Origin of the sequence: Paenibacillus sp. BC26 (genome assembly GCF_900116125.1) — a bacterium.
GTDB lineage: Bacteria > Bacillota > Bacilli > Paenibacillales > Paenibacillaceae > Paenibacillus_Z > Paenibacillus_Z lignilyticus.
In genome coordinates this window covers 669396-692822 of sequence record NZ_FPAD01000001.1, presented here as the reverse complement: position 1 = coordinate 692822, position 23427 = coordinate 669396, and the positions used below count along the sequence as shown (strand labels likewise).

General features: G+C 50.2%; 23 protein-coding genes. 6 read left to right on the top strand and 17 right to left on the bottom strand.

Annotated elements, in window-relative coordinates; translation table 11 throughout:
• Window positions 1-20 precede the first annotated feature (20 nt).
• From BM412_RS02940 to BM412_RS02875, 14 genes are all read right to left on the bottom strand, one after another.
• Window positions 21-905 (bottom strand): carbohydrate ABC transporter permease, encoded by an 885-nt coding sequence (locus BM412_RS02940; protein WP_091213734.1) that lies wholly within the window; start codon window positions 903-905, stop codon window positions 21-23.
• Between the two features lie 25 nt (window positions 906-930).
• The gene (locus BM412_RS02935; RefSeq protein ID WP_091220120.1) at window positions 931-1800 is read right to left on the bottom strand and encodes an ABC transporter permease; all 870 of its coding nucleotides are present in this window, start codon (window positions 1798-1800) and stop codon (window positions 931-933) included.
• A 249-nt stretch (window positions 1801-2049) separates the two neighbouring features.
• Window positions 2050-3597: an ABC transporter substrate-binding protein gene (locus BM412_RS02930; RefSeq protein WP_091213731.1), complete on the bottom strand. Its 1548-nt coding sequence runs from the start codon at window positions 3595-3597 to the stop codon at window positions 2050-2052.
• 95 nt (window positions 3598-3692) lie between these two features.
• A complete protein-coding gene (locus tag BM412_RS02925) occupies window positions 3693-5312 on the bottom strand; it encodes a response regulator transcription factor (RefSeq protein WP_091213728.1) in 1620 nt (539 codons plus the stop codon).
• Between the two features lie 8 nt (window positions 5313-5320).
• The gene (locus BM412_RS02920) at window positions 5321-7075 is read right to left on the bottom strand and encodes a cache domain-containing sensor histidine kinase (protein ID WP_091213726.1); all 1755 of its coding nucleotides are present in this window, start codon (window positions 7073-7075) and stop codon (window positions 5321-5323) included.
• A gap of 241 nt (window positions 7076-7316) precedes the next feature.
• Window positions 7317-7985, bottom strand: a complete 669-nt coding sequence (locus BM412_RS02915; protein WP_091213723.1) for a PspA/IM30 family protein — start codon at window positions 7983-7985, stop codon at window positions 7317-7319.
• A gap of 2 nt (window positions 7986-7987) precedes the next feature.
• Window positions 7988-8464 carry an LPXTG cell wall anchor domain-containing protein gene (locus BM412_RS02910; RefSeq protein WP_091213720.1) on the bottom strand — a complete coding sequence of 159 codons (477 nt, stop codon included), beginning with the start codon at window positions 8462-8464 and terminating at the stop codon, window positions 7988-7990.
• A gap of 125 nt (window positions 8465-8589) precedes the next feature.
• Complete coding sequence (locus tag BM412_RS02905) at window positions 8590-9951, bottom strand: sensor histidine kinase (protein WP_256256093.1); 1362 nt, start codon at window positions 9949-9951, stop codon at window positions 8590-8592.
• Window positions 9941-10615 (bottom strand): response regulator transcription factor, encoded by a 675-nt coding sequence (locus tag BM412_RS02900; RefSeq protein ID WP_091220117.1) that lies wholly within the window; start codon window positions 10613-10615, stop codon window positions 9941-9943. Before BM412_RS02900 ends, BM412_RS02905 begins: the two co-directional genes overlap by 11 nt.
• Window positions 10616-10708: 93 nt before the next feature.
• Window positions 10709-11638 carry an ABC transporter permease gene (locus BM412_RS02895; RefSeq protein WP_091213717.1) on the bottom strand — a complete coding sequence of 310 codons (930 nt, stop codon included), beginning with the start codon at window positions 11636-11638 and terminating at the stop codon, window positions 10709-10711.
• The gene (locus tag BM412_RS02890) at window positions 11635-12522 is read right to left on the bottom strand and encodes an ABC transporter permease subunit (RefSeq protein WP_091213714.1); all 888 of its coding nucleotides are present in this window, start codon (window positions 12520-12522) and stop codon (window positions 11635-11637) included. The genes BM412_RS02895 and BM412_RS02890 overlap by 4 nt, the downstream gene beginning before the upstream one ends.
• Window positions 12523-12542: 20 nt before the next feature.
• Window positions 12543-13292 carry an SDR family oxidoreductase gene (locus BM412_RS02885; RefSeq protein WP_091213711.1) on the bottom strand — a complete coding sequence of 250 codons (750 nt, stop codon included), beginning with the start codon at window positions 13290-13292 and terminating at the stop codon, window positions 12543-12545.
• 39 nt (window positions 13293-13331) lie between these two features.
• Window positions 13332-13970, bottom strand: coding sequence for a succinate dehydrogenase cytochrome b558 subunit (locus tag BM412_RS02880; RefSeq protein WP_091213708.1), 639 nt, complete (start codon window positions 13968-13970; stop codon window positions 13332-13334).
• Window positions 13971-14144: 174 nt separating this feature from the next.
• The gene (locus BM412_RS02875; protein WP_091213706.1) at window positions 14145-14324 is read right to left on the bottom strand and encodes a hypothetical protein; all 180 of its coding nucleotides are present in this window, start codon (window positions 14322-14324) and stop codon (window positions 14145-14147) included.
• A gap of 224 nt (window positions 14325-14548) precedes the next feature.
• Between BM412_RS02875 and BM412_RS02870 the strand changes: the two genes are divergently transcribed.
• The gene (locus BM412_RS02870) at window positions 14549-14866 is read left to right on the top strand and encodes a nuclear transport factor 2 family protein (RefSeq protein ID WP_091213703.1); all 318 of its coding nucleotides are present in this window, start codon (window positions 14549-14551) and stop codon (window positions 14864-14866) included.
• A gap of 161 nt (window positions 14867-15027) precedes the next feature.
• Here the strand turns inward: BM412_RS02870 and BM412_RS02865 are convergent, their stop codons facing one another.
• From BM412_RS02865 to BM412_RS02855, 3 genes are all read right to left on the bottom strand, one after another.
• Window positions 15028-16710, bottom strand: a complete 1683-nt coding sequence (locus tag BM412_RS02865; RefSeq protein ID WP_143111552.1) for a right-handed parallel beta-helix repeat-containing protein — start codon at window positions 16708-16710, stop codon at window positions 15028-15030.
• Window positions 16711-16845: 135 nt separating this feature from the next.
• On the bottom strand, window positions 16846-18189 hold the full coding sequence (locus BM412_RS02860; protein ID WP_177245631.1) for a glycoside hydrolase family 30 protein: 1344 nt from the start codon (window positions 18187-18189) through the stop codon (window positions 16846-16848).
• A gap of 29 nt (window positions 18190-18218) precedes the next feature.
• Entirely contained in the window at window positions 18219-18785 is a 567-nt protein-coding gene (locus tag BM412_RS02855; protein WP_177245630.1) for a TetR/AcrR family transcriptional regulator, read from the bottom strand.
• A gap of 272 nt (window positions 18786-19057) precedes the next feature.
• Between BM412_RS02855 and BM412_RS02850 the strand changes: the two genes are divergently transcribed.
• The 5 genes from BM412_RS02850 (at window position 19058) to cyoD (ending at window position 23376) form a co-directional block, all read left to right on the top strand.
• Window positions 19058-19243, top strand: coding sequence for a hypothetical protein (locus BM412_RS02850; protein ID WP_256256091.1), 186 nt, complete (start codon window positions 19058-19060; stop codon window positions 19241-19243).
• Window positions 19244-19400: 157 nt separating this feature from the next.
• Window positions 19401-20444: a ubiquinol oxidase subunit II gene (gene cyoA / locus BM412_RS02845; protein WP_091213687.1), complete on the top strand. Its 1044-nt coding sequence runs from the start codon at window positions 19401-19403 to the stop codon at window positions 20442-20444.
• 14 nt (window positions 20445-20458) lie between these two features.
• Entirely contained in the window at window positions 20459-22429 is a 1971-nt protein-coding gene (locus tag BM412_RS02840; RefSeq protein ID WP_091213684.1) for a cbb3-type cytochrome c oxidase subunit I, read from the top strand.
• Window positions 22429-23031: a cytochrome o ubiquinol oxidase subunit III gene (cyoC, locus tag BM412_RS02835; RefSeq protein ID WP_091213681.1), complete on the top strand. Its 603-nt coding sequence runs from the start codon at window positions 22429-22431 to the stop codon at window positions 23029-23031. The genes BM412_RS02840 and cyoC overlap by 1 nt, the downstream gene beginning before the upstream one ends.
• Before the next feature lie 3 nt (window positions 23032-23034).
• A complete protein-coding gene (gene cyoD / locus BM412_RS02830; RefSeq protein ID WP_091213679.1) occupies window positions 23035-23376 on the top strand; it encodes a cytochrome o ubiquinol oxidase subunit IV in 342 nt (113 codons plus the stop codon).
• The last annotated feature ends 51 nt before the right edge of the window (window positions 23377-23427 follow it).

The window sequence follows — 23427 nt, the reverse complement described above, 5'->3', positions numbered from 1 at the left end:
CTAATCTAATTGGGAGGCAATCACCCTTTGACGGCGCCAATTGTGATGCCTTTAACGAAATATTTCTGGAAAAACGGATATGCGATCAGAATCGGCACGATACCGATGACTGCGATCGCCATGCGGAACGTTTCGCTCGGCAGCTGCTTGAGCGCCGCGCTGGAGCTGATATTGCTGTTGCTCGTCAGGAACTGAATGTTGTTCATGATGCGGTTCAGTACGTTCTGCAAGCTGAACAGATCGGGATCGTAGACGAATATGAGACCGTTGTTCCAATCGTTCCAGTAGGCAAGTCCTTGAAACATCCCGATGGTCGCCATGATGGGCATGGAGAGCGGCAGCACGATTTTCCAATAAATCCGAAACTCGTCCGCTCCGTCAATATTCGCTGATTCCAAAACCGCTCCCGGAATCGTAGTGGCAAAGAACGTCCTCATCAGCAGCACATTAAACCCGTTCATGAGCAGCCATGGAATTAACAGCGCTAAGAATGAATCGCGAATGTCGATCATCTGTGTGTACACCATGTAGGTAGGAACAAGCCCGCCATTGAACAGCAATGTAAAGAAAACAAGGAAAGCCAGCGTCTGTCCGCCCGGCAAATCCCGTCTTGAGAGCGGGTAAGCCAGCAGCGAGGTAATGATCAGGCTCGCAGCCGTCCCCACGATCGTAGTCAGTATCGTGACCCCGTAAGCGTGGAATATTTGGCCGGATTGCTGCCAGATATATTCATATGCGTTCATGCTATATTGCGATGGGAAGAACGAATAGCCGTTCGCGACGATCGTCTGCTCATCGGTGATGGATGCCATAAACAGCAAAACCAACGGAAGAATGCAGGCGAGCGAAAGTAAAATCATGATGATATGAGACATCCAGTGCCATCCCCGGTTTTCGTGATCCATGTGAGGTACCTCCTTCAATTCAGCGTTAAAACAAGGCGTTATCCTTGTTGATCAAACGGACAATATAATTAGAGATCAGAACGAGTACAAAGCCGACAAACGATTGATAGAAGCCGGCCGCGGAAGACATACCGATATCGCCAAGCTGCAGCAGGCCTCGAAAGACGTAGGTGTCGATGACATTCGTCGTCGAGAACAGTGCGCCTGCATTCATCGGCACCTGGTAGAACAACCCGAAATCGGAATAGAAGATCCTGCCGATGCCAAGCAGCATCAGCATAATGATGACCGGTGTAATCATCGGGATCGTAATCTTGCGAATCTGCATCCACTTGGATGCGCCGTCCAGACGCGCCGCCTCGTAATATTCCGGATCAATCGCGAGAATAGCGGCCAGAAACACGATGCACGAGTAGCCCGCCCCTTTCCACAGATGAACGAACGTCAAGATATAAGGCCAATACTTTGGCTCGTTGTACCAATCGATCGGGTTCAATCCGAGCGCAGGCAGCAGCGTGCGATTCACGAAGCCCGTCTCCATGCTGAGCATGGCGTAAACCAAGTAGCTGACCAGGATAATCGAGATCAGAAACGGCAATAGGATGACGCTCTGATACAGCCGCGAGGCGAGCTTGCTCTTAATTTCGTTCAACATAATGGCGATCGCGATAGCCAGCGCAAGGCCAACCACGATGAAGACCGCATTGTAAAGCAAGGTATTTCGTGTAATAACGAAAGCATCATCGGTCTTAAACAAATACTCGAAGTTACGAAAACCGATCCAATCGCTGTTCCAGATCCCCTTCGCATAATTAACATCCTTGAAGGCGATCGAGAGACCGAAGAGCGGCAAGTAGTTATTGATGATGAGATAAGCGAACCCGGGCAGCAGCATCACGTAGAGCGGTATAAAACGGCGAAGGTTTCTTCGCTTTCTGACTGGCAAAACCGTATACAATTCATTCCTCCCCTTTCTGGTTGACTGTGTCGTTAGCTTCCTCATGTTACTCGATTCATGGCAGCCCCACTACCGTTCGTACGACTTCCTCCATGCGCTTTTCCGACCTCCTGTTTAGCAAAATAAAAACCCGGCCAAAGGGATGACCGGGTCAGAAATTATGTGAGGAATTAAGGCGAAACGTTCTTATTGAGCAGCGCTCTTCGCCCACTCATCCAATTGCTTCTGCTTCTCGGCGATGATCTTATCGATTCCCGCCGACTTCAGCTTGCTGATGAATTCAGGCAAAATTTTGTCTGGATCCACACTCCCCGTCTCAAGAGGCAGCTTGTATTGGGTAACGACATTCGATACGGCCGCGTATTCCGTCTTGATCGGTGTCGAATCGAACACGAAACCAAGCGCTTTGGAGTGTTTTGCACTCTCATTGTACACCTGCATTTTGCTCCAAATTTCCGGATCATTACCATCCATGACATAGGATAGGAACTGATTTCCAAACAAATAACCCAATGGATTCGAATAGCCGAGCGTCGCAATATCGGCGCCTTCCGGATACTTGATCACATTGTCCTGTCCTTTCACATAGTGCTTGCCTTCAATACCCCAATCGAACAGATTGACGATATCCTTGTCTGTGTACATCAGGTTCAGGAACTGCATGGCTTTCTCGTGCTGCTTCGAATTGATCGGAATGCCCCACATAACGCCGGTTACGCTGCTTGTCGTTGCGACAGGTGGAATGCTCTCGGAAACCACGTAATCGATGCCTGTTGCTTGTTTCTCTTGCGCCGCAAAGCCCGGTTTCAAGGAAGAGAGCGTGCCGAAGGCTTTGCCGGACTTCACGAGCTCGAATGTAGACGTCTTGTTCGTCGCCGCATCCTTCATCGCCAGACCATCTTGATACCATTTCCGTACCTTGGTCAGAAAATCCTTATAGTCCTGTGATTCATAGAGATTTACGACTTTAAGATCGTTGTCATAGTTCGGCAGAACGCCAATGCTGTCACCCAGACGGTCAAAGAACACATAAGTGTCCAAATAAGAGTTACCTGCCGATGCCGGGACAAGCGGAGCAAAAGTCTTCTCCCCGTTCTTCACCGTCGTTAATACTTCCTCGAAGTCATCCAGCGTTTTGATGGCATTGGCGTCAATATTGTATTTGTCAGCCAGACTCTTCACCATCGAGAACCCATAGCTGACGGCCAAATCGCGAATCGTCGGCACAGCGTACGACTCCCCTTTGATTTTAGTTGCTCCCAAGTAATCTTCGCCAAGCGCCTCACGAATACCGGACCCATGTTGATCCAATAGCTCATTAAGCGGAACAAGTTGCGACTTCGCGACCATCCCGCTGTAAGCCGTACCGAACACGGGGATCAAATCCATCGCTGCATTGCTGGTGAACATCAGGTTCAATTGCTGCGCCCACTCGCCGGCACCGATGGGATTCAGTTTAACATGCGTCTGAATCTTCACTTCGGTGATTTTATTAATGGCATCCTCAACCAGCTGCGTATCTTTCTGCGCGCTGTTGATCATGGGATAGGCTACTGTAATGTTCTCGATGGGGCCGCTGTCCTTGGCCGGTGACGAGTTGGTGCTTGTCCCCGTGTCATTGGCCGCGCCGTCATTTGCTGTGTTGCTGCCGGCATTGTTGTTGCCGCCGCAAGCAGTCAGTGTCATCGCTGTAAGCAGTAGTAGGGATACAACCGCTGTTCTTGATTTTCTCATTTTCAATTCCCCGCCTTTTTATCTAGATAGTTGAAACTACTATCATTGTAAGGCAAGCTCTTGGCGGACTCTGCTCGGATCACGACTTCCATGTATCACTTTCCCGACTTTATCTGATGCCCGGAGGATTGACGGTATTCGAGCGGATTAACCTGCATGTACTTCTTGAACATACGGGAGAAATGCGAGAAATTCGCGTAACCGATCCGCTGGGCGATCGCACTGACCGACAAATCCGTATTCGCGAGCAATTCCGCGGCGATACCTAACCGCTGCTTCAGTAAATAATCCGAAATGGACATGCCTGTCTCTCGCTTGAAGATGCGGGTCAAGTAGTCCGGGTTCAAATAGACATGGCTGGCTATATCTTCCCGCGAGATAACTTCGGCCAAGTTCTGCTGAATGTAGGCTTTCACCTGCTCGACGACGCTTGGCGAATGCTCTAAGGATTCGGCAAAATCGAGCGATTTCTCTACGATATAGCGAATCCATATCCGTGCATCTTTGGCCGATCGGGACGCACGGCTCGACAGATCGACGGAAACAGGGTCGCTAAGCAGCTGATGAGCGAGTATCCCTTTGACCTGAAGCACGTAGAGGACCATCTGATTGAAATTTTGAATGAACGGGGTTAGCAGCTTCGTCGTAAGCCTCCCTGCTTGTACCTTCTTCTCGATGTAGAGCTGCGCTTCTTCAATCACTTTGCTGCGCGCGCCTTCTTTCAGCATCATTCCCCAGAGACTCATATCCGGCAGATCATGCGGGTCCGGCTTCGCAGGCTGCTCCGCGAGGAAGAAGACATGATTGTCGTAGGCAACGTTATCCGAATCAAGCCTCAGCAATCGTTGATATTGAGCGGCCATCTCATGTCCCGCAGCCTTATCCCCAATGTAGCAAGAGACATCGCATTGAAAATAGGTTTTGCAGGCTTCAATATAAGTGTCGCACAGCTTATTCATCGGACTCGGCGCTTCTCCGGCCGATGATTCTTCCTCGCCGTTTAGAACAACCAGCAGCAGATCTTCGCCCGGCGTGAGGAGGAAGCCTCGTTCCGGCCGCGCGATTAGAATCTCCTCTGCTGCTTTGCGAAGCGCGTATTCCATCGTTTTCTTGTCGCGAAGGGTATATTCCTGATCCCACCTGCGCATGCGAAGCAGAATGGGAAAGAAAATCAAATTCCCGGAATAGGGAATGTTGCGTTCTTCGGCAGCCTTCAAGATCGCCTGCTCCTGCGACGGTATCGTTTGGTTTAAGATATCCAGCCAGAATCGCTCAATCATCATCGGCTGATGCTGCAGCCAGAACTTGCCGAATTGGCTAAACTCGCTCTGCCGCCGCTTCTCGTCCAGTTTACGGATTGCTTTGACAATTACGGCTTCAAGGTCTTTATAGGGAATGGGTTTCAATAAATAGTCCAGACTGCCGAGGTGAATCGCTTGTCTGGCATATTGAAAATCGGCATGACAGGTCAGGAAGATGGTCTCTGTTGCGGGATGATGCTTGCGTACCCACTCCAGTAATTGAATCCCCGTACTCTTCGGCATTTCGATGTCACAGAGCAGAATATCGATCGTCTCCTGACCGAATACCTCGATCGCCTGATCGACGCTGTAAGCGACTAATACGCGGGATATGCCAATCGTTGACCAGTCAACCCCGGATTTCAGGCCTTCTACGGCGATCGGCTCATCGTCCACTATTAGCAGCTGCCGCATCTTTACATTCACTCCTTGTTATCCGGAATAGGTGCGTTCAGTGGGATAATGATTTCCGTCACCGCCCCCTGAGGATCGTCGTTATAACATTCCATTCGAGCTCTGTCTCCAAACTGGAGCCTCAGCCTCTCTCTTACATTCCATAACCCGATATGCTCTCCGCGCTCGTCGACAGGAATGCGCCCATCCCTGCTGCCTTCAAGAGCAGCTTCAGAATAGCCTTCACCGTTATCGCGGATCACGATATTTACCATCGGTTCTTCAGCCAGATCGTCCAGTTCGACTTCAATCGTCAGCTGTATCGGCTCATTCGTTTGAACCGCATGCTTAATCGTGTTCTCGACGATCGTTTGCAGCATGAGCGGAGGAATAGCGGTTTTCTCCAGATAAGCGGGAACATGGATATCGTAGGCAAACGTATTCGGGAACCGCATTTGCTGAATATGCAAGTAATTGCGTATATGCAGAAGCTCGTCACTTAGCGTAACAAGCGTTTGATTGCTCTGAAGCATGTAACGGAAATAGTGCACGAGACTCATCGTTGTCTCCTGGATCAGCCCGAACTGCTTGACCTGTGCCAGATTATAGAGAATGTTAAGGGTATTCATGAAGAAATGGGGATTAATTTGCAGCTGCAAATGCTTTAGCTCCGCACGCTGCTTGCTGATCTGCTCCTCGTACACATGGATCTTAAGCTCTTCAATCCGAGAGATCATCGTATTGAACGTCCGATTGACCAGCTGAATCTCGTCCGGTGCAGGCGTAGGCTCAATCCTTAAGCTGAAATTCCCTTCCCCGATGAGCCTCATCGCGCGAACCATCTTGCGAAGCGGCAGCAGAAGCACCTGCTGCAAGAACAGGAAGCTAAGCGGAAGCATCAGAAGCGCAAGTGCAATGACAATTGCCGTAGCCCGGGACAGGTACGGGAGATTCTCCAGAATCGAAAGATCGGGGATGGCTGCAGTTAAACTAAAGCCGCCTTTCCCGGAAGATTCACCGACGATGAGATAGGCGTTACTGGTGCCGGACAAATAATAATGATCGAAGCTTCGCGCGAAGTCCAATCCCTCATGGGAGAGATCCCTCGTCCCGTATAAGGTGCGGCCTTGATCATCAAGTACAAACAATGCCCCCTTCTCTCCGACCCGCATTCCCTTCAGCGGTTCCAGCAGTGTGGACACTTTCACCCAAGCGCCTACGAAAAGGTTCTGATCCCGGATGAGTCGGTACAGATAAAACTTGCCATTCATCTGCTGCACCTTCCACTGGGCATTCAAATAAAACGGCTGATTCGACAGCTGCTTGACCTTGCTTTCCATCTCCTTACGGATTCCGCTGAGGTCGGCGTAGGTCAGCGAGCCTTTATAGGCTTCGACCTCATCATGCCTCGTCATGGAATAGACATAGAACCCATCCGTATAGGGATATATCGTAAGGTCTGAGATTAACCTGCGGGAGACCGCACTCTTGGCGAGCATATAGCGATCCTCCGACACCTGTTCCCCCATCGCTTGGACGTTCAAGTCCGTCATCGTCAAACTGACCAAATGACGCTCAGCTTCGGCTAGCTGCGCATCAATCTGCTTCATATAAATGGACATTAAATTTTTGTTCGATGCAGCGACCTGATTATGAATGACGTTTACACTATAAATATTGTTGTAGATGAGCAAAGCGATAAGCGGGACAGCCATACATAACAGACCCAGTACAAGCTTGACGGGAATGGAATTCCATGGGATGAAAGCCAGTCTTCTGAACAATCGTGTGCACCCCCGAACGGCAGGAGCTTAAACTCCGCCTATCGTTTCAGATTATCCAACCGCGTTGGAATCGTCTATTGCTATTCCGACGAGTTCCTATCACTTTGACGACCTTTTGGGACGGCACTCGCGCATTCATGTAGTTTATCCCATTTTTTCTTCTGAACTCGATAAATCGAAAAGGCGCCCCTTAAGGGACGCCTCGTATCGTTAAGAAAGTTTCTCCTACATGCCCGGCCAGCTATTCCTGAGTATGTTGCTGCTTCAGCTCATCCAATTCCTTGTCGATGTCTGCCGTAAGACTTGGATCCAAATATTGAGGAGCCGATCGTTTGACCGGGGAAGAGAAATGAGCCATCGCCTCCATCTCGGCTTCGATCATCAAGATTCTGTCTTCCGCGCGGGCAAATCCTTTGGCAACATTCTCGGTTTGAAAGGATACGACATTCTGATTCAATTCCTTCAGCGAGCTGGCAACATTAGCCCGAGATGCAAGCAGCAGGCGGCGATGATTGTACTCCTCCGATTGCACAAGCAGCTGTCCGATTCTATCTTCCAGCAGCTTCGTTTGTTCCTGAATGGTTGCATGCTGGGCGCTGTAAGCCGCCAGTTTCTTCTCATGCATCAGCTTTTCTTGCAGCGCCAGCTTCGCGATATGCTCCTCATCTTGCTTCACCGCAAGCTTGGCCTGGCGATCTCGCTTCTCAATGATGGCCTCGGTCTCGGCGATTAGGGCAGCTTGTCTTTTCTCAATATACAGTTGATTCGCCAATGCCCGCTGTCCTTTTGCAAGCTCCAGTTCAAACTCGCGAATATATTGATCCACCATCTTAAGGGGTTGTTCGCACTTGTCCAGAAGCCCGTTCGTTTCCGCCAGAAACAAATCTTTTACTCGTTTGAAAATGCCCATATTCAGTTCGACTCCTTTGCATTAGCAGAATGATTTCTTTCCCATTGGTCCAGGAAATCGGAAGTGGAAGTCAGCATCGGCGCAGCTGCGCTTACATGAAGCGGCTCATGGGATTGGGATGGCGATTTCTTTCTGCGCTTGAGAATCAAGAAGAGCAATCCGGCAATTAGGATCGTGCCGACTATGGCCACGCCGGCATTCCACTCTTCGCGCGGATGTCCGTCTATGCGCATCGCTTTTACAGGTCCAAACTCCGGTCCGGCAACAACGATATCTCTCCCTTCGCCTCTGGGCATGCCGCCTATACTTCTTTCATCACCTCTTGGCAGGAATGGTTCATCCTTTAATTGCACATGCTTAATGGCGGTCTGATGAACCGATACGTCACCACCTGAAGCGAATTTCACTCCAATGCCAACAACGACAATAACAACAGCTATGAGAAGCACTCTCTTGATCCAAGATTTACCGGACCTCATCTCTCATCCATCCTCTCGCGTCAATGTTCTTCTTACAGCTCTCACTATAGACTTAGAAAGTAAAAGTACGGTAAATAGGCAAAAAAAAACCTTCCTCAACATGCATTGAGAAAGGGCCTATGATTCTATACGAGGGGAAATCTCACGATAAACGTACTTCCTTCACCTAACGCGCTTTTCACTTCGATCGACCCTTGATGGGATTCGGCAATCCATTTGGCGATCGATAGTCCAAGTCCCGCGCTTCCTTCTTCCCGCGAACGGTGCTCCTCCACCCGATAGAATCTATCGAAGATCCGAGGTATCGCATGCTCAGGAATGCCCATGCCCGTATCTCTAATCGATAGTGACCATTGTTTGGGACTGCTGCTCAAGGCGACATCAACCGTCCCGCCTTCGGGTGTGTACTTGATCGCATTGTCCAAGAGGATGTACACCAGCTGTTTGATTCGCTCCACGTCTCCCGTAACCGCCAATTGTTCAGGCAGCTCGGCCTTTAACGAAATCTGCTTCTTGTGAGCAACGGCATCGATCGTCTGCACCCACTGCCTGACCTTCGGAACCAAGTCAAACGAAGCCTTCTCGAATTCGACAGAGCCTGCATCGGATCGAGCGAGCAGCAACAAGTGCTGAACCATTCGGCTCATGCGCCCGACTTCCTCTTTCATATCCACGACGACTTCCTTGGTAAAGGCAGAGAAGTCTTGCCCATTCTCAAGCTCGATGACATCCAGCGACGTATTCATAATACTCAGCGGCGTCCGAAGCTCATGCGACGCATCTGCCAGAAACTGCTGCTGCTGCCGGTATGCTTGCTGAATCGGGATCATCGCTTTCTTGGACATGGAATTACTCAACCATACCGCGGCCATGATGAAGACGACGAGTATAAGGAGAAACACCACAAGCAGGTTTCGAAACACCTCATAATAGAAGGTCACGTCTTTGGCGGCATAAATGACGGCTATCGTACCGTTATCGAGCATAACCGGGCGCGCGCCAACATAGAGCAGCCGCTCCCCAGCCATCAGTACCCTCGGAGCTTTCGGCGTTAATTTCGGTTCGATTTCAATGTCAACGCGTTGGCGCACTTCCACATGAGTCTCCGGCTGCCAGTCCAATCGGAACGAAACATCTCGAGGATGCCACCTAATGATCTTCTGTATATTCATGTTATCCAATTGCGGATAGGCAGAGCTGCCTGCCAGCACATTTCCTTGGTCATCCAGGACATAGAAAAAGTACAAGTCGTCTCCGCGGGAGTTCGATAAATCAGGAATCGCCACGTTACCCTTCTCTGTCGTCGCAAACAACGTTGACATAATGGATTCTTGCTGCTCCCGATAAGCCATTCCCAGGAATATGGCGGAAACGATCATTGAAAATACGACCAAGAAGAGAATAATCAGCCAGGTGTACGTATAGGTTAACTTCCTTCTCGATTTAACGAACATGTCTGTCTTGAGCGCCGGTCGTTTAGGCTTCAAATCGGTAGCCTACCCCTCTGACGCTCTGGATCATCGTCTCCCCTTGTACAGCCTCCAGCTTGTCCCGAAGCATTTTGACCGTTACATCCACATTCTTGTTGGATACCTCGCTGCCAACGCCCCAGACGCGATCTAATATAACGTCCCTCGTCAGCGCATGGCCGAGATTCTGAAGAAACAAATCGAGCAGCTGGTACTCCCGCTGGCTGAGGAAGATCTCTTCCCCTCTTCGGAACAATTGACGGGACGACCGCTTCAGCATAAACTGCCCGAACGTCACCACCTCCGCCTGAATAGGGGCAAAGTTTCGCCGCGTGAGCGAGCGGAGACGGGCGAGCAACTCCTCCATCTCGAAGGGCTTCGTGAGATAGTCATCTGCCCCGGCATCCAAGCCGAGGATTTTATCTTGGAGCGCATCCTTCGCCGTTAACAGAAGGATAGCCTGACGGTATTGGGCCGCTCGCAAGCTTTTGCAAACGTCAATTCCATCCTTGCGAGGCATCATCCAATCCAGAACCAGCACGTCATAAGTCGAGCCGACCGCGTAGTGGTGCGCATCCTCGCCGTTATCTACCCAATCGACGTGGTAGTCGCCTTTCTTCTCCAGTACATATTTCATTAACTTGCCCAGCTTCTTATCATCTTCCGCCAGAAGAATGTTCACTTTCATTTCACCGCCGACAATAGCCTATTTCGTTTAGGATACCATACAAACGGTAAAAGTACGGTAAATGAAACCATAGAAAGTTTGCCGGATTCAGAAGTGAGAGAACTTCGAAAATCTCTTCTTGTACAGCTTCTCAAGCCCGATCGAGATCATATGAAAGCCGAGAATGTAGAGGAGATACGCAAGCAGCGGGATGACCAGCACCCACTGATAAATAAACAAATTACTGCGAGCCTGTCCGACCAATCCGCTCCACTCATTCGAGATACTCACATAATCGGGCGGATCGGGCGGATTGTAATAAACCGCCGTGCCGCCGACGAAGATATGGAAGATCGCCAGCTGCCCGAACAAGCCGAGGATCAAGACGATCTCTTGCACGAACAGAATGAGGAAGCTTTCTTTCAAATGCGGAAACAGATGCTTCCGGATAATGCTCCGACGGCTTGCTCCGATGGACTTGGCGGAGAGTACGAACTGCTTCTCGCGAAGGATCATCGTTTTCTCTTTCATCGTGGAGGCGACTGTCGGAATGCCCACCAGCGCCAATACGACGGATATGATGACCATCAGCTTTAAAGGCGATGCCGAAGGTTCGATAGAGATGCCGATCATAATCATCCATACCAGAATAAAGATCGGGATGCCGTTTAACAGACTCCAGAGCGGATGGCGCTTGCCCGTTGTCGTCTTGCCTTTGCCGACAAATCCAAGCAGCATCCCCAGCACGCCGCCAACGATAATCCGAAATGCGGCAATCGATAGCGACGCGATGATCGTAAATTTCGCTCCGGCCAGCAATTTGGCCATCATATCCACGCTGAACTTATCGGTACCGAACGGATAACTCGCACTCGGCGGGAACGGCGGAGCCAGAAGCGTGCCGTTGCCGTTCTCATCGACCACGTAATCCACCGTAGCCGTTTCGCTTAGATCGTGGGGAGCCACGAATTGGCCCAAGAAAGAAGCCAAGATCATTAGAATCGTAATGAACAGGCCGATAAACAACGTTTTATTCATCGTACGAACACCTTCTCCCAACCGGCAATCAGCACTTTCATGAGGAGTAACATAACGGCGTAGAGCAGCAGCAAAGTGAAGAGGCCGTTCACGACCAAATTGTACTGATAACCTTCATAGGCATAAGCATTGGAGAACACCAGCAACGTCACGCCGTTCAGGTTGTACAAATATTCGAAAATAAACAAATTCCCGAACAGGATCCCCAGAAACTTATGCACATCCGCTCTGACGAAGGGAAGCACGTTCGGCAGCGCATGAAAGAAAATAATATAGCGTTTGCCTAATCCCCGTGCTTTCGCAAAGCTGATATAATCCTCGGTCAGCGTTTGGCTCATGTGAAGAGCCACATTGCGAATCATATAGATCCCAGGAATGATGATCGTCGAAATCAACGGAAGCGCAATCGCCGGATCATCCGTAGTGAAGCTGGCGACTTGAAACATTACAAGCCCGGTCTTGTCCGCAATGAGGACGATTAGAACCTGCAGCAGCAGCACGATGACGAAATCCGGCAGCACGCTTGTCAGCTCCAGCAGCCCTTTGAGCCATTGTTTACGCGTTACCGAGAAATAGATCCCGAGCAATATGCCGAGGGTCATGCCGATAACAGCGCCGACCGCCATATAGGAGAAAGTGAGCGTAAGACTGCTCCCGATCTGCGCCCAGAACGATCGTTCCGTCTTACCGGACAGAAAACGAAACGCATCCCCGTTCGCAATACCTGCTAGATAGTCTTCAAAGCTTGTCAGTCCATTGGACCACAGAAAATGAAGCGATCCGTCCATATGCCCCTGCATGAGAACGTCGGGAATCATGGCAAACACAAACACGAACGACAGGATACCCAGAGAAATGGTACTATATTGCGCTGCTTTTATCATAGATTCAATCCCGGCTTAGGTTATACGGAACTGCTCAGCCATTCCTTATAGTGCGTCGAGCTGATGCGTGCATGATTATCGCTTGGAACCAGAGATTGATCATTCACCGCAGCTGAAGCGAAATAGAGCGCATTGTTATCCGTGACCACTTTCCGCGAATCCCCGGTCGCATGCAAGTACAGTCGAACGATTTCATCGAGACGCATCTGATCCGGACCGGCCACCTCGACGATGCCATTCACCGGTTCTTCTATAAAGTCAACCAATGCGGCCGCAACATCATCCGAAGCCATAGGCTGTGTAAGAACCGAAGGCAGCCGCACGATATCCCCTTCCGTCGCGACAAAGGCGATACTGCCGACGAACTCGAAGAACTGCGTCACGCGGACGATCGAATACGGTATTTTGGAAGATTTGATCAGCTCTTCTTGAGCCATTTTCGCACGGAAATAACCGCTTTGAAGAAGGCGATCGGTGCCCACGACCGACAGTGCCACGTGATGGCTGACGCCGGCGGCCGCTTCCGCAGCAAGGAGATTGCGAGTGGAGGTCTCGAAGAACTCCATAACCGCCTTGTCCTCAAACGAAGGCGAGTTGGATACGTCGACGACAACCCTCGCCCCGAACAGCGCTTCCTTCAACCCTTCTCCGGTCAGCGTGTTGATGCCAAGCGACGGGGATGCCGCCACCACCTCATGGCCAAGTTCACGAAGGTTGTTTACAAGTTTTTTGCCAATTAAGCCACTGCCGCCAATGACTACAATTTTCATATGAATTCCCCCTAAGATGTGTGTGAATATAGCGATTCATTAAGATGACATGAATTCATTGCCGGTAAAAGCAACGAGCGAAAGAATGAACAGCAGCGAGATCAGTGCAAATACGCCCATGCAAATATAAGCAGACAGCTTCTGCGAGCGTGGCGAAATCGTAATGCCCCAGCTGATCATAAATGCCCAGAGGCCGTTGCTGAAATGGAATACGGCCGACAATACGCCAATGACGTAAAGGATAAAGTACATGGGATTCGTGGCAATTTGATGCATGGTCGAACCAAGCTCTTCATGCGTGATGTTGCCCAAATAAATCTGAAGACGCGTGTTATAGAAATGCCAGAATACGAAGATGAACGTAAGAACACCCGTCATCCGCTGCAGAATGAAAGCCCAGTTGCGGCCGTACGAATATTGTCCCGCGTTCATATTGGACCGATAAGCCATATACAATCCATATACGCCGTGAAACAGGATCGGAAGGTAGATTCCGAATATTTCGAGCAGCGGTTTCAGCGGTATACTGTTAATCAAATGGACATAGGTAGCGAACCCTTCCGGTCCGCGTTCAAACGCCTGAAAGTTGATCGATACGTGCACAAGAATAAAACCTCCAAGAGGAATGACCCCGAAGAGCGAGTGCAGCTTGCGCCAGTAATATGCGTTTCCTTTCATGACTCCACCTCACTATGATGACTAATTTCATTGTTGTTCATTGATTAAACGATTGACACGGAGGATGTGTGACATTGCAATATTATTCTGTCGTAAAGGCGGTAAAGCGATCCGCGAGCAAAAGAAAAAGGCTTCCCCATAAGTCATCCATGATGACGATGGGTTAGCCCCTTACTATTCGCTTTGATTTTGCTTCAAGCGTATTCCTGTTAGCTCGAAAGCCTCTTTATGGATCCCTAGATGTTCCGCCTTCTTCTTCTTAATCATCATGGCCTGTTGTAAACTGGTGGCTTGAAATTCAATTGCATTGCCTGTTGAATCTTCAAATGCATAATAGCATTTTTTATTCGACATGAAGTAATGCCTCCATCTTACCCCGGTTTGAATTGCAACTATTATGTCCTTACATTCTGTTTGTATGCATTCCTTACGAAGACCGTCGCCGTCTTCCTGTCATAATCAAGGACATCTTGTTCGGTTATGGACATGAATAAGCAGCCTCCCTTATTGAAAACGGTCCCTATATTTTATCGACTTTCATCAATCCCACTCTAAAACAATCAAAGGACGTGACCCATATGTTAGAACATAATCAGCAGGCAGCTGCCAGAATCGCAGAACTGGAAGAGAGACTTCAACGTTTGGAAGACACGGAACAAATCAAACAATTAAAAGCCCGGTATTTCCGGTTTGTAGATGAGAAGAAATGGACCGAAATTGGCAACCTGTTTACGGCAGATGCCGGAATGGTTTCACAAGGCCAAGACTTCTCTTACCTCGGCGGTGCCGATTACGGGAAAATGATCGGGGATCTTGTGGGGAAGACGGTTATGGCCAATACTTCGAGACTTATCGCAAAGAGAATCATGTCTGGAAAATCAGCAGCACAGATTTAAGACGATTCCGCATTGATCCTCTGAAGAACTGGGACCCAAATACGGACCCTGTAACCGGAGAGCCTGTAGCAGCAGCCTTCTCGGCTGTGTTTACGCACATTAATCAATGGAAAACCGAGTGGGATGCTCCTAGCCATTCAAACTCGGCGCAATCCTAAATTTCATATGGAATTCCCATTAATAACCACATTACTGCAGGCCACCAGCCGAACAGCCTCCTCGAATCTTTCGAACGCCTTACCCGTTGCAGGTACGGCAATTTCATTATGGAGAACATGCAGGTCCGAGGTACTCTTTGCATGCAAAATAGGACCGGCGGGCATCTCAAAACGATTGTCTTCAATACGGACTTGTTGGTGTACCGGCTGTTCGATCGGAACCTCGCGATTCTCCGGAGCGATTAGAATGACAGGGTGTTCCTCATTGCCGCACTCCAAGAACCGGTTCATCCTAATCGTCACATCACGAACCATGCCGGACTCGAACCAGCTCTCGGCATCGTCGGCGATTAGTATGGCGCTCATGCCTGTGCGTTCAAATCGGTTGTTCTCGATTACAACCTTACGTCTTGTCGTGACCAATATGCCGCGCGTCGGAATACAAGCAAACCGATTATTGCGGATGCTGACCTCAGGAGTCCATGTAACATTCTCTACTACATCGTGTTCCTCGATCGAATCCGGTACCTGCCTGTCTAAAGTGAGCAGCCAATCTCTGGCATGAAGTCTGCTGACCGCTTCAACAGTGCGGCTGGAATAAGGAGTTAATGTACGTGCTTGAATAAACTCCAGCTCATCGCCTGCGAAGAAAGGCTCAAAACCATAGGTTTGCCCATGCATATATCGAACGACAATCTGGTTTCTTGATGGACGATCCACGATTCGCAAATGGGTGCCATGCACGTTAATGGCGTCATCATGTGCCCCTTCAAAATCACTGTTCTCGATACGGATGAGTCCGCGGCATCCCGAGACATGAATCAAATCCGCAAATCCTGCGCATGTCCGGCCGGATTCGGCGCGAGGCTTCATGCTCATCTCATCGAATGAAACATTCTCGCTGAATTGGCACACAATGCCAAGTCCATGCATGTAATGCATGCTTACCTTTGACCAGGTTACGTTCCGGCTGCGGACCACGAAAGAGCCCACTTGATCGCGGATGCCATCGCGCAGCTGGAATACGTTTCCGGCTTTCGTATCCGGCATGTCCCCTGCATAATGCAAACGCAAGCGATTCGGCTCTATCGTTTCTACTTTCACCGCGTCCATGACGGGATGCTGCGGGATGCGCCTGATCGTATGGTTCGCCGGATCATATTGCGCTGCCGGTCCCCCTTGGTATCGCCAGCCTTCTCCGACCCAGAACAGTTCCCCGTGAAGATCGAGCTCATACCACGAGTCAGGTTTGACGCGAACATCCAGATGATGACGGCCTACGGACTCGACTACCATCTCCGACATGGTCGCACGCTCGAAATCGATCGATAGATCTCGAATCTGAATGTTCTCGCAGCCATCGATGACCAGAGGCGTCATTTTCCCATGGAATACAAAGAGCGAACCGTTGCCATCGAGCGTAATGTCTTTCATGCCTTTCAACAACAGCCCGATGGTCTTGCTCACATCCGGATTCTCGGATTCGCTTGCGGTATTCGTAACATAATAGGGCACCTTCGCCGCGTGCTCGGGATAGAAATCGTATCTGCCTTTCGCGATCGATAGCGTTACCGGACTATCGCACTCTTTCATCTTCTCTACTGCCTGTTGGAAGGCCCGCACGGCATCCGTTCCAAGATCAGGCTTTATCCCAAAATCCGCCGTCATGTGCCATATTTTCTCCATCGTGGTTCACCTCGTTACAAGATTAAGAGCTTATTTGTGCAACCTGTACCGAAACTTTCGCGTCCGTAATCCCTTTCTCCTGCCTGCCACATAAATAAGACGCAGAGAGGAACTCTCTGCGTCTCTTATTCTTGGTTATCCCTTTACCACGACCGTAGTCACGCTTTCCGCTTTAAACGACCATGTACGCGGGGTTGCGCCTGTGAATACGCAAGCCAAATCGGAATCTGCGGATGTTTCGTAAATTTCTGTAGTCGTTCCCTCCACATCCGTACCGATATCGATGCCAGAGGTAACATTCTCTTTGCTGTTGTTGACGACCACAAGCGTTACGCGCTCTCCGCCGTTGTCGGTAAACGCAGCAACCTTAAGCTCCCGATGATCGGATTGAGCCTCGTTTCTTACATCGCCCGGCCGAATAAATTTACTATAATTTCCGATTGCCCAAAGCCGTTTCGTTTCCTTAATCCGGCCCTCTGCCTCATCGACATATACCAGCCCATCGCGGAAGTCGTATTTGGACACGGCGATCCAATACTGCCATGAAGTCACGCCGCCAATCGTGATATCCTCATGGACCAAATTAGCCAGATTCAGTGCCGTTTCCATGCCATAGTCCGCTCCGCCCTCCATCTCGGTCCACTCCGACATCCAAATGCTGAGTTTCGGCTGATCCCGGCGAATAAGCTCGGCGAACTCTTCTTTGTACACCGGATTAGAAACCTGCGGAACGTACGAATGGACGGCAATATTGCCGATTTGGCTCATAAGCTCCTTATCCTCTGCCAGCTTATAATAGTACATCCTAGCGCTTGTCCATTCTCCCGCTTCGATCGCGGATATGCGGACAGGCAGCCCATGCTCTTGTATTTTGCGTGCTAACGCACGATATACTTGCGCGCATTCCTCCGGCGTGTAATGACAGCCTTCTTGTCCATTCTCCGCATTCCATAACCACATGGGCTCATTGATCGGGGATATCCATTCCACGGGCAAGCCTTCGACTTCAATCAGATGCTTGACGACATCCGCAAGATACCGGGCGAACTGCTCTTCCATGCCTTCCCGGAAATTGGACTTTCCTTCTTGATGTCCGGAGGTCATCCCGCTTATGGTCATTCTAGGCGTTGGACTGTTGGCAAACGCTACAATTTGCTTGGCGCCTTTCTCAACGGCCATCTTCATGACCGCCAGAGCTTGCGCATCCTTGCTCCAGTCATATTGACCTTCGGCAACTTCGACGCTTTCCGCTCGCCGCCATACATCTTCAATTTCCTCGCCATTGCCGGCTCCGATATTATGGCGATAGATCGTCATGCCGATGCCCTTGTGGGGATCATAAAGCAATTCCAGTAATCGAGCTACTTCCGGCTGCTGCCAGCTGCCCGTATGCTGTGCCCACCATGCGCCTGAAGCACCAAAGCCCTCCATGCTTTGTTTCTTGTCTGCCTGATTGACTGCAATCCGATGTTCTCCCATATGCTCACCTTTTCTCATTGGAATGGTTATTACGGAGCCTCGCGCAAAATACCGGTAAACAGAATCTCGATCATCTCTTTCAACGCTTCGTCATAGGTCAGATTCATATCCATCAAGAACCGGTCCTTCAGCATGCGATTCATTGTCCCCGCAAGCATTTCCTTCAGTATCACGGGATGAATCGGCTTAATCCGCTTCTGCCTAATCCCTTCTTCGATTAAAGCCATCGTTTGATCCCAATCTGCCTGCAGGTGGCCTTCGATCTCCGCGAACAGCTTGGGGTACGTCTTCTCGATTTCGTAGACACGCCGGTAATCGAGTACATCTGAGACAGCAGGCATGATCGGAATAACGCGCTTCAGCTTCTCAATCACATCCAGCGATGAATCCGATATAATGCGCTGCTCCTGTTCCTTAATGCTTGCAAAAGCTTCTTGGATAAACAGACGAATAACATCTTCCTTATTTCCTATTTGCTCATAAAGTGTTCGTTTGGAGATGCCCAGCTTGCCCGAAAGATCGTCCATCGTAAACCGGATTCCCTTCTCTTCGAATACCTCTATAGCCGCTTTCATGACCCTTGATTTTAATTCCATCGCGTGCACTTCCTTTGCTTCTTCAATTAAGAAAGCATCTATAAAACTCATAAAACCATTTGAGTTTTCTTAGTTTTATATACAAAATATCATACCTCATTGGACTGTACAAGAAGGTTTCATTCCTTTTTCGAACTAAAAAACAAATAGGTGTCCATACTATAGAGGAAAAGTATGAAAAAGATCCTTTTTGAGGAAGTGGGCGTACATTGACGACGAAGTCGGTATCGAATGAAAAAACGGAACGCGAAGGAAATGCTCTGTTTCTAACCATGAAAATTGCCGCGTGGGTAGCATTTATAATTGGTGTGGTGCTGTGTCTCATCAATTATGAGAATTTCAGCGATAGCAACAGCTCTTTAATGACCGGCATCGGCTGTCTGGTCGGCAGTGTGTTCATCTATACGATCGGTACGGCGATCAACCTCGTGCATAAACGCAAAATCGAATCCGAATAAGCAGTTTCGTCTGGCTTTGAACAAGGACTGTTTCCTTCTATGGGAAGCAGTCCTTCTTTATATAGATCGGACTTGCAGCAATTGCCGTTGTAATATTGATCCGCATTCCGGGGAAAATTAAGTTAATCCAAGGTGATGTTTAGGAGATGAGGAACTGATGAATATTTCAAAGCTCACACGGCTGTTGACGACGAGCGGCGTCTTGGCCAGCATCGTCATGTTTGTATCGGGTTGCAAGGCGATGATTGTCTTCGATCCGAAAGGACCAATCGGCATCCATCAGCGTGACCTAATCTATCTCACAATGCTGCTTTGCCTGATCCTATTGGTTCCGGTGTTAATCATTGCGGCCTGGATCGTATGGCGCTTCCGCGACAAGCAGGGCAACAATGCGCCTTATCAACCGATCTGGTCTCACAGCACCAAACTGGAGATCGTCTGGTGGAGCATTCCTATCCTTGTCATTCTGATCTTGGCCATTGTAACCGCACGGTACACGTACATGCTGGATCCGGCTAAACCGATCACGTCCGACAAGAAAGCGATCACGATCCAGGTAACGTCCTTGGACTGGAAATGGCTGTTCCAGTATCCGGACCAAGGCATCGCCACCGTCAACCATCTGGTCATTCCCGAGGGGACCCCGATTAAGTTCGAGCTTACCTCAGACGGGCCGATGAACGGGTTCTGGGTGCCTCAGCTCGGAGGGATGATTTACACGATGTCCGGCATGGCGACGACGATGTATCTTCAAGCCGATGAGCCCGGTAATTACATGGGTACCGGATCTAATTTTACCGGCCGCGATTTCGCGAAAATGGGCTTTACGACCAAAGCCGTTCCGCAGGCGGAATTCGATCAGTGGGTGGCAGAATCGAAAGCCGGCGGGAATGCACTGTCCGAAGAGGGCTATCAAAATCTTGCAAAGCCCGGCACTTCGGGCCCGATGACGTTCGCGTCCATCCCGCCCGGCTTGTTCGAGCGGATCGTTCATGTCTACTCCATGAGCCGCGGAGCCCCTCCGGGATATACGCAGAAAGCCCAAACGCTAAGTGGAGAAAAATCGACTGAACATTCGGAAGGCGGCCAGCTCCCTCCCGGAAACAACGCGCAAAAGGATGCACCGGACGACTTGGAAAGCTTCGGCTCCGGGCACGCCAATCATAAATCGGACAACATGCATATGAATCATGGCAAATGAGAGGAGAGGCTTCCGTGATAGACCAAATTAAAGATTTCGTCTCGTGGTTCTTTGTCACAGGCGACCCGTTAATCTACGGGGCGGATGTGGCGATCTCGCTGACGACGGTGGCTATTGTCTTCGTGCTTAGCTATTTTGGCAAATGGGGCTGGTTGTGGAGGGAATGGCTGACGACCGTCGATCATAAGCGCGTCGGGATTATGTACATTATTGCTTCACTTCTTATGCTGTTCCGAGGCGGGGTCGATGCACTGCTGATGCGGACTCAGCTCGCTTTTCCCGAAATGAAATTTCTATCGCCGGAGCACTACAACGAGGTGTTCACCACGCATGGCGTCATCATGATTCTGTTCATGGCGATGCCGCTCATGTTCGGCTTATTCAACATCGCCGTGCCGTTGCAGCTCGGCGCGCGCGACGTCGCTTTCCCGTTCCTGAACTCGCTCAGCTTCTGGCTGTTCTTCTTCGGCGCGATGCTGTTCAATATGTCCTTCGTCATCGGCGGCTCGGCGAATGCCGGCTGGCTGTCGTATCCGCCGCTCTCCGAGATGACGGGCAGTCCGGGAGTAGGCGAAGACTTCTACATCTGGGGCGTTCAAATTTCCGGGATCGGTTCCCTGATGACGGGGATTAACTTCATTGTCACCATTGTCAAAATGCGTGCTCCCGGGATGACATGGTCAAGGGTGCCGATCTTCACGTGGTCCGTACTCTCAAGCTGCATCGCGATTATTGTCGCGTTCCCTGTGCTGACCGTAACGCTTGCGCTGCTGTTCTTGGACCGCTTCCTGGGTGCGCATTTCTTCACGATGGATGGCGGCGGCAACGCCATGATGTACGTCAACCTAATCTGGATGTGGGGCCATCCGGAGGTATACATTGTCGTTCTGCCCGCCTTCGGTATTTTCTCGGAAGTGGTGGCGACCTTCTCCAGGAAACGCTTGTTTGGTTATGGCTCCATGGTGTTTGCGATGATGAGCATCAGCCTGATGGCGTATTTCACATGGCTCCATCACTTCTTCACGATGGGCTCCGGAGCTAACGTCAACATCTTCTTCGCCATATCCACGATGATCATCGCCATTCCTACAGGCGTGAAAATATTCAATTGGCTGTTCACCATGTTCCGCGGACGGATCTCGTTTGCAACGCCAATGCTGTGGACGATCGGGTTCATTCCATGTTTCGTCGTTGGCGGCATGACCGGCGTCATGCTCTCGGTAGCACCTGCGGATTTCCAGTTCCATAACAGCTACTTCCTCATTGCTCACTTCCATCAAGTACTCATCGGCGGGGTAGCTTTCGGTTACTTTGCGGGCTTGTACTACTGGTGGCCGAAGATGTTCGGCTTCAAGCTGAATGAACCTATCGGCAAATGGGCGTTCTGGATATGGAATATCGGATTCTATGTCTGCTTTATGCCTCAGTATGTGGTCGGACTTGACGGCATGACTCGCCGGATCAATTCGTACGACTGGGATACCGGCTGGTGGGCTCTCAATTTCACGTCGACCATTGGCGGTTTCTTGATGGGTCTCGGCTTCTTGTTCCAGGTATGGCAAATCGCGCACAGCATCAAGTTTATGGAAAAGGATACAACCGGCGATCCGTGGGGAGCCCGTACGCTGGAATGGTCCATTCCGTCGCCTGCACCTCTCTATAACTTTGCGACGACACCTCTCGTTACGGACCGAGATGATTGGTGGGAGGAGAAAGAGCGCATCGCCGCAGGAAAAATGCCTAAGAAGAAGCCGGCGCTCGAGCCTATTCATATGCCGAAAAACTCACCGCTTCCTTTTATTCAATCCATCTGCTGGTTTACGGTCGGCTTTGGCCTTGTATTTCACTGGCTATGGATCGCAATTCCGGGTTTCGTTGGCATTGCGCTGACGATGCTCGCTCATTCGTTTAACTACGACACCGATTACTATATCCCGATAGATGAAATCCAACGGACGGAAGCAAATGCAAGGGGGCTTAGCTAATGGCACACGCGCATGCGCATGAGGCCGGACATGATGGCCATCACGATCTTGAAGAGCTCCGTAAATTCGGCTTCTGGATCTTCTTGATCACCGACTGTATCTTGTTCGCGACTCTGTTTGCCACCTATCTCGTGCTTCATGAGAGTACCGCAGGCGGACCGGGGGCCAAAGAAATCTTCGAAATGCCCGGCGTCATCGTCGAAACGTTCATCCTGCTGACGAGCAGCTTCACCAGCGGTCTGGCTGTGCTGGCTATGAACGCGGGAAGCCGCAAGGGACTGTTAGGCTGGCTAATTGTAACGATCCTGCTCGGTGCCTGCTTTATTGCGATGGAAGTAACCGAATTTCTGAAGCTCGTACACGAAGGCCATACGATTCATACCAGCGCGTTTCTATCCGGTTTCTTCACGCTTGTAGGTACGCATGGGCTGCACGTCTCGCTGGGCATCTGCTGGATCACGGCGTTGATTATCCAGCTGACCCGGCATGGCATTACGCCGGTCACGCAGCGAAAAGTACATATCACAAGCTTGTACTGGCATTTCCTGGATGCCGTATGGATCTTCGTATTCACATTCGTGTATTTGATGGGAGTGATGTGAGACATGGAGCACAATAACGCTATCGGCGGACACGGAAATCACGGTAACCATGCCAAGCACCACGGTTCCCTCAAAGAGTACGTCATCGGCTTCGCGCTCTCCATCCTCTTGACCATTATCCCGATTCTGGCCGTCATGAACGGCTGGTTCGGGAAAACAACGACGATCGTTGTACTGCTGGCCACGGCGGTTCTGCAATTCGCGGTGCAGCTGCTGTTCTTTATGCACCTGCGGGAAGAGGAAGGGCCGCGGTATAACCTCGTTACGCTCATTCTCGGCCTCATCATTGTCGTCGTCGTCGTCTATGGTTCAATATGGATCATGGATCATAACAAAATGTATTAAACGCGGAAGAGCCGATGCCTCCCCATCGCTATGGGCTCGGCATCGGCTCTT